8 protein-coding genes are annotated in these 8,396 nt (G+C 56.0%); 3 read left to right on the forward strand and 5 right to left on the reverse strand.

What is annotated here, in order from left to right; all coding sequences use genetic code 11:
• Nucleotides 1-89: 89 nt before the first annotated feature.
• Nucleotides 90-1,004: a glutamate/aspartate ABC transporter substrate-binding protein gene (locus ACM110_RS25140; RefSeq protein WP_338584974.1), complete on the reverse strand. Its 915-nt coding sequence runs from the start codon at nt 1,002-1,004 to the stop codon at nt 90-92.
• Nucleotides 1,005-1,280: 276 nt separating this feature from the next.
• Entirely contained in the window at nt 1,281-2,906 is a 1,626-nt protein-coding gene (locus ACM110_RS25145) for a glucan biosynthesis protein D (RefSeq protein ID WP_416129880.1), read from the reverse strand.
• 415 nt (nt 2,907-3,321) lie between these two features.
• Between ACM110_RS25145 and ACM110_RS25150 the strand changes: the two genes are divergently transcribed.
• Nucleotides 3,322-3,507, forward strand: a complete 186-nt coding sequence (locus tag ACM110_RS25150) for a hypothetical protein (RefSeq protein ID WP_416129881.1) — start codon at nt 3,322-3,324, stop codon at nt 3,505-3,507.
• Nucleotides 3,508-3,569: 62 nt separating this feature from the next.
• On the opposite strand, the gene ACM110_RS25155 is transcribed toward ACM110_RS25150, so the two are convergent.
• On the reverse strand, nt 3,570-4,082 hold the full coding sequence (locus ACM110_RS25155; RefSeq protein WP_416129882.1) for a Bro-N domain-containing protein: 513 nt from the start codon (nt 4,080-4,082) through the stop codon (nt 3,570-3,572).
• Nucleotides 4,083-4,518: 436 nt separating this feature from the next.
• Here ACM110_RS25155 and ACM110_RS25160 point away from each other — a divergent pair, with 436 nt between their 5' ends.
• Nucleotides 4,519-5,772, forward strand: coding sequence for an AAA family ATPase (locus tag ACM110_RS25160; protein WP_416129883.1), 1,254 nt, complete (start codon nt 4,519-4,521; stop codon nt 5,770-5,772).
• 2 nt (nt 5,773-5,774) lie between these two features.
• Nucleotides 5,775-6,401, forward strand: coding sequence for an RloB family protein (locus tag ACM110_RS25165; RefSeq protein WP_416129884.1), 627 nt, complete (start codon nt 5,775-5,777; stop codon nt 6,399-6,401).
• Nucleotides 6,402-6,459: 58 nt separating this feature from the next.
• Here ACM110_RS25165 and ACM110_RS25170 read toward each other — a convergent pair whose 3' ends face one another.
• Both ACM110_RS25170 and ACM110_RS25175 read right to left on the reverse strand, forming a co-directional pair.
• Entirely contained in the window at nt 6,460-7,944 is a 1,485-nt protein-coding gene (locus ACM110_RS25170) for an APC family permease (RefSeq protein WP_416129885.1), read from the reverse strand.
• 228 nt (nt 7,945-8,172) lie between these two features.
• On the reverse strand, nt 8,173-8,396 hold a 224-nt coding region (locus tag ACM110_RS25175; protein WP_416129886.1), incomplete at its 5' end, for an aldehyde dehydrogenase family protein.

The raw sequence follows: 8,396 nt of genomic DNA on the forward strand, positions 1-8,396 counted from the left end.
CCGGTCCGAGTGTTTCCAAAAATGCCAGCAGGGAGTGACAACCTCCTGAAAGGGCGGTGGCCCTTTCAGGAGATAAGGTTAGTCAGAAATCAGGACTTCTTGTCGTCAGCCGCTTTATCGGTCGGATTGGCGATCAGGGCCTTGAGCTCGTCGCTCATCGGGAAATTCAGGTTCAGGCCTTTAGGCGGGATTGGCTGCATGAACCATTTTTCGTAGATCTTGTTGATCTCGCCCGATGCGTAGGTGGCCTTGATGGCGTCATCCACAGCCTTTTTGAACGGCTCGTCGCCTTTGCGCACCATGCAGCCGTAGATTTCGTACGACTGTGGAGTGCCGGTCACGGCCCAGTCACTGGCCTTCTTGGCCTTGGCAGCTTCACCGGCTAGCAGGGCGTCATCCATCATGAACGCTACGGCGCGGCCGGTCTCCAGCATCTGGAACGACTCGCCGTGGTCTTTGGCGGAGATGACGTTCATGTTCATCTGCTTGTCGGCGTTCATCGATTTGAGGATGCGCTCGGACGTGGTGCCGGCGGTGGTTACGACGTTCTTGCCAGCCAGATCAGGGAAATCCTTGTACTTGGAGTCTGCCTTGGACAGCAGGCGGGTACCGATTTCGAAGATGCCGACGGAGAAGTCAACTTGCTGCTGACGCTCGACGTTGTTGGTGGTGGAACCGCATTCCAGGTCCACGGTGCCGTTTTGCACCAGCGGGATACGGGTTTGCGACGTCACCAGGTTGTACTTGACCTGGAGGTTCGGCATGTCGAGGTCTTTTTTGATGGCTTCGACGACTTTCAGCTGGATGTCGTGGGAGTAGCCGACCGGTTTGCCGGAAGCGTCTGCAATGTAGGAAAACGGAATGGAAGCGTCGCGATGGCCCAGGGTGATGACACCGGACTCTTTGATCTTCTTCAGGGTGCCGGTGAGTTCGGCGGCGAAAACTGGCGTGCTGATCAGAGCGGCAGCAATGGCTGCGCCCAGGATATGGGGAACGATGCGCATCAAACTTTCCTCGACATTGTTTTTTTTATGGAGCCAGTTGTTCGGCCCTTTTGTGCTGCAAATGCCAGAGCGCTACTGAGAGTGCGCGCAAAGGACATCCGTCGAAGAAGTGTAGAGCATGACTCGTGCCAGACCAGTGCCAATTGGTCAAACTATTGATTTATAAGGAAATTAAATATTTGTGGCGCTTATTTTTAGGTTGAAAAATCCGGTTATCCGAACCGACCCGCAGGTCGCGTTCGGAAAACCGAATGGTGGCAGGGTGCTACCCGCGGATCACGGGTATTTGCGCTTGTCCGGCGCTGGCGGGAAGTACTGGTACAACCAGGTTTCACTCAGCGTGCGGTCGTTGGTACGAATGAACAGGCGCAGTTCGACAGGCTCGACGCTGTCATTGGTCGGGTACCAGTCAAACAGGATGCGGTAGCCCTTGATGTCATCGAGCTTGAGCACGCTGAAATCCTTGACCTCACCGTTCGAGCACGTCACCACCGGCTCGATGCCCGTGCCTTCCGGCAAGCGGTCCAGACCCCCTCCGGTGAAATCCACGGCAAAGCGCCGCGCCCAGACCGGTGGGTAATGCTCGCCCGGCGCCCAGCCTTCAGTGAAACCGCCCATGCCGGAACGGGTCGCATGAACCCGCGCCAGCGGCGTGCCAACCGGCGGCAGAGCGCTCCAGTAGAGTTTGTAGCCGTAGTTCAGCGAATCGCCGGCCGCCACCGGTTTCTTCGGCGTCCAGAACGCGACGATGTTGTCCATGGTCTCGCCGGTGGTAGGGATTTCCAGCAGATCGATCGAGCCTTCGCCCCATGAGGTGGTCGGTTCGACCCACAGGCTCGGACGACGGCTGTACCAGTCGACGGTGTCCTGATAGCTGGCGAACTCGTGATCGGTCTGCACGAGGCCAAAACCTTTCGGGTCGGTGTCGGCGAAGGCGTTGAATTGCAGTTTGGCCGGGTTGTTCAGCGGGCGGCAGATCCATTCTCCATTGCCGCGCCACATCGCCAGGCGATCGGAGTCGTGGATCTGCGGGTGGATGGTGTCGCACATCCGGCGCTCGTGCGTGCCGCAGCTGAACATGCTGGTCATCGGCGCGATGCCCAATTGATCGATGGCGGTACGCGCGTTGACATGAGCATCGACTTCCATCACCACGCGCTCGGCCTGGCAGTCGATGTCGAAACGGTAGGCACCGGTGGCGCTCGGCGAATCGAGCAGGGCGTAGACCACGAAGCGGGTGCTGTCCTTGTCCGGCGTCTCGAACCAGAACTTGGTGAAATCGGGGAATTCTTCACGCTTCTTGGCGTAGGTGTCGATGGCCAGCCCGCGGGCCGACAAGCCGTACTGGCCGGTGGCGTCCACCGCGCGGAAGTAACTGGCGCCGAGGAAGGACACCACGTCGTGCCTGTCCAGCTCCGGCGCCTTGAACAGCTTGAAGCCGGAAAATCCCAGGTCGCCGGTGAGTTGCTTGGTGTCGACGGTGGTGTTTTCGTAATTGAACAGCGACGGACGGAAATGCACTTCGCGCGCCATGCGGGATTTCGGATCGACGCTGTACATGCGCACTGGCTGCTTGAAGCCCATGCCGACATGGAAGAACTGCACGTCCAGCTGACCCTTGTTGTCTTTCCACAACGAATGGTCGCCGTCGTAACGGATCGCGTTGAAGTTCTGCGGGGTCATGGTTGCCAGGGTCGGCGGCAGCACCTGCTTGGTGTCCTGATAGCGATTGCTGGCCAACTGCTTGGCCTGCACTTTCAGCGCCTCGAAATCGAAGGCCTTGGCCTCCCCATCGGCTGTGCCAGGGGCGGCCCAGGCGCGGGCGGCGAGCAGGCCGCTGGCAGATAAACCGGTGTAGGCAGCGATGGCCATGGAGGCTTTGAGCAAATTCCTGCGGTGCATAAATACAACCTGTCGTGAACAATCCCGCGCCGTTCCTGGCACGTGCTGGATCAGAAAATTCGGTTCGGACATGCCTTCGGCCAAACGCAACGGACTTTTAAACAGATGCCGGATAGCTTAAACCGTTCGATTGCAGAGCAAAATTGATTGATGGCACCACGCTAGCTCGGCAATGAAACAAGACATGTCGGGAAACATTTCCGACAGGACCTTCTGATTTCAAGGGCATTTATGCTTTTTTCGACTAATTACTCTAAAAACCGCTTTTCAGCGCCGTGATTGTTTCTATTCTGTGCTCATGACCGGTTTATGCCCTTCGGGCCGGTGCGGTTCAGTTGGCACGAGGCGCTGCTGAAAAAGGGATAGGGCGATGCGGTTTCTGAAGTTTTCTTTGACGTAGAGAAGGACATCGTCCATGTCGAAAGTACAAGGCATCACCGAAATGTTGGGAATCTTTCCTTGCCTGGCCAGCGGGCGGCGAAGACGCCGTCTCAACAGTGAGGAACTGAAGTTGGTGGAACGCTATCGGGAATTGTCGGAGAGCGACCGGATTGCGATGAGGTATCTGGTGGATGCGATGAGGAGTGTTTCGCGGTTTTGAGCAGGCAAACCAAAGGGACGGACTGTGAAGTCTGTCCCTTTTTTTCAGCTCGATTTATCCCTTCAAGTGCAAGTACCAGTGATTGGGTAGGGTCGCTGCACCTGCATCAACTCAGGCATATCACGCCACTTGATCCAGGCGTGATGTTGGTAATGCAGCAAGGGCACTGAAACTCCAGCCCAATTCAAAGAACTCAGGCTCGGCTGGTTTTCCACAGGCTCTGCTTTCAAATCACGCAGCGAGGGTATGACCTCATTGCTCAGCCACTGGCGCAGGTTGCGGTTTTCCGGGACGAAGTGGTGAACCAGCAAGGCGTACATGCCTGATTCGCTGACCATCAGGGTTTCGACTGTTTTGCCGTCCTTGAGTAGCCATACGCTGCGACGTTGATCGGGATCGAGTTTCAGGGTGAGGCGTTCGTTCAAGGGTTTGCCCATCAAGCGGCCAAGGTCCTGAACGCAGAGCCAGGCCTGGTTGTCTTGCATGAAGGCGTGGAGGAAGCGGTTGTGGCGGGTGAAGACTGTAGGAATGAAGCAGGTATCAGTTTCAGACGGATTTGCTGTGAGCTTGTGCATTTTTCGACTCCATGTTGAAAAAGGAGCCGCCACTAACCCTTCGACAGATTTGGGTGGCGGACCGTGCGGCGTTCGAAGTCGGAACATTCTCGATCAACATGTAAGCCGAGAGGCCCGCGCCACACGGCCCGCCATAACGCGAAACTGAAAGGCAAAAATGCCCCAGCTCGAATGGGGGCGCGGATGCGCCATGTTGATATGTTCCGGCTTCGACTCCGGGTCGCTGATTTGGCAGCGACGGAGTGAAGCCTATCGGTCAGGCGCTCGCGGCGCCAAGTCTACTCTGGCGACGCGTGTTGTAGGAATTGAGGTTTTTTCAGGAAGGTTTCGTCTGTAGGAATTTCCTGTTTTTGCACGTGCTGCAGAGTAGAGGCACCTAAAGCGCATTTTTTCCTTTATTTATTCGAATCCAGCAAATGAACTGCAGGATTTCTCCATGCTGATCGAATTTTCGGTTTCAAATTACCGCTCGTTCCGGGACAAGCAAACCTTGTCCATGGCAGCGGCTCCTCGTCTGAGTAAAACCCGTAATACGTTCAAGCCTTCCTCCTGCGCAGAAAAGCTTCCCGACTTGTTGAAGGTCGCTGCGATATACGGCCCCAATGCTTCCGGCAAGTCTTCACTGGTTCGCGCGATAGGGATCGTTGGGCGATTACTTGCCGCGACATCCAACCCCAGTGACGAGCCGTTAGCGGTTTCGCCGTTTCGTTTTGATCGCGCCTTGAAGGATGCTCCCAGCGTATTTGAGTACAACTTTATTCAAGGTGGGTTGCGTTATAGGTTTGTGCTCGGGTTGACTGAGCAGCGCATTGTCAAAGAACAACTGGTTTCTTATCCGAGAGGGAAAGAAACGCTTCTGTATGACCGCCAATTCGACGCCAATGGCGAACATTATGTTTTCGGGAAAACGCTTGAGGGCGGTAAAGAAGTGCACCATGCATGGCGGCGTTTGACGAGTCCGAAACTGCTCTTTCTCTCGCAGGCCGTGGTGAATAGCAATGAAGAATTGACTCAGTTGCGAGTACCGTTCAGTTGGTTCCAGACCGGGCTACTCGTGGTTGAGCAGAACAGCATGATGGAGTTGTCGACAGCGTCGATCCGTTTTCTTCGGATGGTATCGAGCCATACGAAAGATCTTCGGGAATTTCTCAAGGCATTGGACATTCCGGTTTCTGCCATTGACCTCAATCCGGACGATGTCGATACCGCTCAGAACGATATAGAACCTACCCTGAAGGAGATTCTCGCGGCGGTTCAAAAGAACAAAGTCACTCTCACGCATTTCAGTGTTTTAGGTGAGGCGGAATTTGATTTTTCGGAAGAGTCGTGCGGCACAAAGAACCTGATTGGTTTTTGGCTGCCCTGGTTCATGATGAATCAGACGGGGGGCAGCGGCGTGCTTTGTGTCGATGAACTCAACAGTAGTCTTCATCCAGACATCGTCGCCGACTTGATCGGCAAGCATCTGGACAGTGGCCTCGATACTCAGCTGATTTTTACAACCCACGACACTCATCTCATGAATGAAAAGATCCTGCGGCGGGATCAGTTCTGGATTACTGAACGTGACGTCAACGGCGCGACATGTCTGTTTTCCATTCACGATTTTGAGGGGCGAGAGAGTGAGGATGTCGAAAAGCGCTACTTTGAAGGGTGTTATCGCGGATTACCGCTGATAAGGCAGGCATAAGGATGGCGAATCCAGGGAAGTCATTTGATCGCAAGGCATCACGGTTCAAGCCTCAGCCTAAAGTGTTGGTGCTCTGCGAGGACAGCAAATCAGGGAAACGCTATCTGGAAGAGGCGGCTTTCCATTTTCGTGCCAAGGCCCGGGTCGAAATTGCTCACTGCGGTGTCACGCATCCGAGTGGCATTGTTGAGCGAGCAATCATCCGGCAGGAACGTTTCGACAAGGTGTTTTGTGTATTGGATCGCGATACGCACCTTTGCTTCCAGCGGGCATTGAATGTTGCGTTACCCCATCCAAAGATCAAAGTCATTGCATCGTATCCCTGCTTTGAGTTTTGGCTTTTGCTGCACTTCGGTTTTAACCGGAAGCCCTTCAGAGCTGTCGGCAAACGCTCCCCGGGTGATTTGGTTAGCAAGAGTCTGCGTGAGAAACCCAGCATGGAAAAATATGAGAAGGGCAAAGACATCAGCTATTTCTCCCAACTGTTGGGAGAGCCATTTCAGACAGCACGAACCCTGGCACCTAAAATTCTCGAGGATGTCGCAATTAGCGGAGAACCCAATCCCAGCACCGAAATCCATTTGCTGATGGATGAGTTCGAATCCCTCTCCAAACCGCAGCCCGTCTGACTTCATCAGCCCTATCCGCATTGATGCGGACAGGGCGTTTGATTGAAGAAGACTTACGTTAACGACTAACCTTCCAAGCATCCCCAGCAGGCGCTGTCCCGTGGTCATACGGCTTGGCAATCCACATGTAGAGCAGCCCAAGACCAATCACGATGGCCGTGCTCAGCACCATGGCGTAATTGATGTACCACGCGGCATCCGGTGTGCGCGGCCAGGCCATGTTGATGATGGCGCCGACGCCGTAGACCAGCGCGCCGATGTTCACCGGCCAGCCCCAGGCGCCGAGGGTGAATTTGCCGTTGGGTTTCCAGCCTTTGAGGCGTGCGTACAGTGCCGCGAGGACGATCATCTGGAACGCCAGGTAGATGCCAATGGCGGCGAAGCTGACGATGGTGGCGACCGCGTCTTGCAGGAAGAAGCCGAGGATGATGATCAGTGCCGGCAGGACGCCGGACACGAACAGTGCGGCAACCGGAACCTGGGTTGTAGGCGAAATCTTCTTCAGCAGTCGGCTGCCGACGACCATTTCGTCGCGAGCGTAGGAATACAGCAGACGGCTCGCCGCCGCTTGCAGGCTGATGACGCAGGAGATGAAGGAAATCATCACCACGGCCATCACCATTTTCGAACCGACCGGGCCGAAGGCGTTGTTGAGGATGGTGCCGACCGGGTCCTTGTCGGTGCCGTTGATCACTGCTTGCATGTCGGGCACGGCGAGGATCAGCGCCAGGCAGGCAAACATCGCCGCGATGCCACCGATGTAGATGGTCATGCGCATGGCAATCGGGATCTGCTTGCTCGGGTTCGGGGTTTCTTCGGCCACGTCGCCGCAGGCCTCGAACCCGTAGTACAGGAACATCCCCGCCAGCGATGCGGTGAGGAACGCAGGCAGGTATGAGCCGTTGATGCTGATGTCGAAGGTGTTGAACAGCACGCTGATCGGTTGATGACGCTCGAAGACCAGCAGGTAAACGCCAACGATCACCGCGCCCACCAGTTCACAGAGAAAGCCGAACATGGCGATGCGCGCCAGCACTTTGGTGCCGCTGAGGTTAACCAGGGTGGCGAACAGCGTCAGCACCAGCGCGATGACGATATTGGTGTTGTTGCTCGGTTCAAAGCCGAGCATGGCGGCCAGGTACGGACCAGCGCCAACCGCAACAGCGGCGATGGTGACGCACAGCGCAATGGAGTAGATCCAGCCGACCATCCACGCCCAGCGTTTGCCCACCAAGCGGCGGGCCCACGGGTACACACCACCGGAAATCGGGAACTGCGAAACCACTTCACCGAAGATCAGGCACACCAGCAACTGACCGCAACCGACCAGCAAATAAGCCCAGAACATCGGTGGCCCGCCAGCGGCGAGGCACAGGCCGAAGAGGGTATAAACCCCTACGACTGGAGAAAGGTAAGTGAAGCCCAGGGCGAAGTTCTCCCACAGGCTCATGCTGCGATTGAAGTTGGAGGTGTAGCCCAGTTTGCGTAGTTGCTCGGCGTCGCTGTCGGCAACGGCGGCAGAGAGATCGGGTGATGCACTCATGTGTGTTTGCTCCGGAAAATCGGCAGATTTCGGATGTCCGAAACCGTGGCGGGGCTTTGAAGGCGCCGCCAGGATCGGTGGTTATTGTTATTTGAGTTGCGGTGAATCCTTGGTGTGTATCGCCGACATCATCCGTGTGTCTGCTGAAAAGATCGCAGCCTGCGGCAGCTCCTACAGGATGTACGGCGCTCTTTGTAGGAGCTGCCGCAGGCTGCGATCTTTTTGCGGTTAATGCTTGAACATCACATGCCTTACGACGGTGTAATCCTCCAGTCCATACATGGACATGTCCTTGCCATACCCGGACAGTTTCTGACCGCCGTGAGGCATTTCGCTGACGAGCATGAAGTGCGTGTTCACCCAGGTGCAGCCGTATTGCAACCGCGCCGACAGGCGATGGGCGCGGCCGACGTCGGCGGTCCACACGGAAGAGGCGAGGCCGTAATCCGAAT

Source organism: Pseudomonas sp. NFX98 (assembly GCF_047784845.1).
In the GTDB taxonomy this organism is placed as follows: domain Bacteria; phylum Pseudomonadota; class Gammaproteobacteria; order Pseudomonadales; family Pseudomonadaceae; genus Aquipseudomonas.

Coding starts and splice junctions, on each gene's coding strand:
- ACM110_RS25160 (WP_416129883.1), top strand. CDS start 4,519: ATGCTGATCGAATTTTCGGTTTCAAATTACCGCTCGTTCCGGGACAAG.
- ACM110_RS25150 (WP_416129881.1), top strand. CDS start 3,322: ATGTCGAAAGTACAAGGCATCACCGAAATGTTGGGAATCTTTCCTTGC.
- ACM110_RS25145 (WP_416129880.1), bottom strand. CDS start 2,906: ATGCACCGCAGGAATTTGCTCAAAGCCTCCATGGCCATCGCTGCCTAC.
- ACM110_RS25140 (WP_338584974.1), bottom strand. CDS start 1,004: ATGCGCATCGTTCCCCATATCCTGGGCGCAGCCATTGCTGCCGCTCTG.
- ACM110_RS25155 (WP_416129882.1), bottom strand. CDS start 4,082: ATGCACAAGCTCACAGCAAATCCGTCTGAAACTGATACCTGCTTCATT.
- ACM110_RS25170 (WP_416129885.1), bottom strand. CDS start 7,944: ATGAGTGCATCACCCGATCTCTCTGCCGCCGTTGCCGACAGCGACGCC.
- ACM110_RS25165 (WP_416129884.1), top strand. CDS start 5,775: ATGGCGAATCCAGGGAAGTCATTTGATCGCAAGGCATCACGGTTCAAG.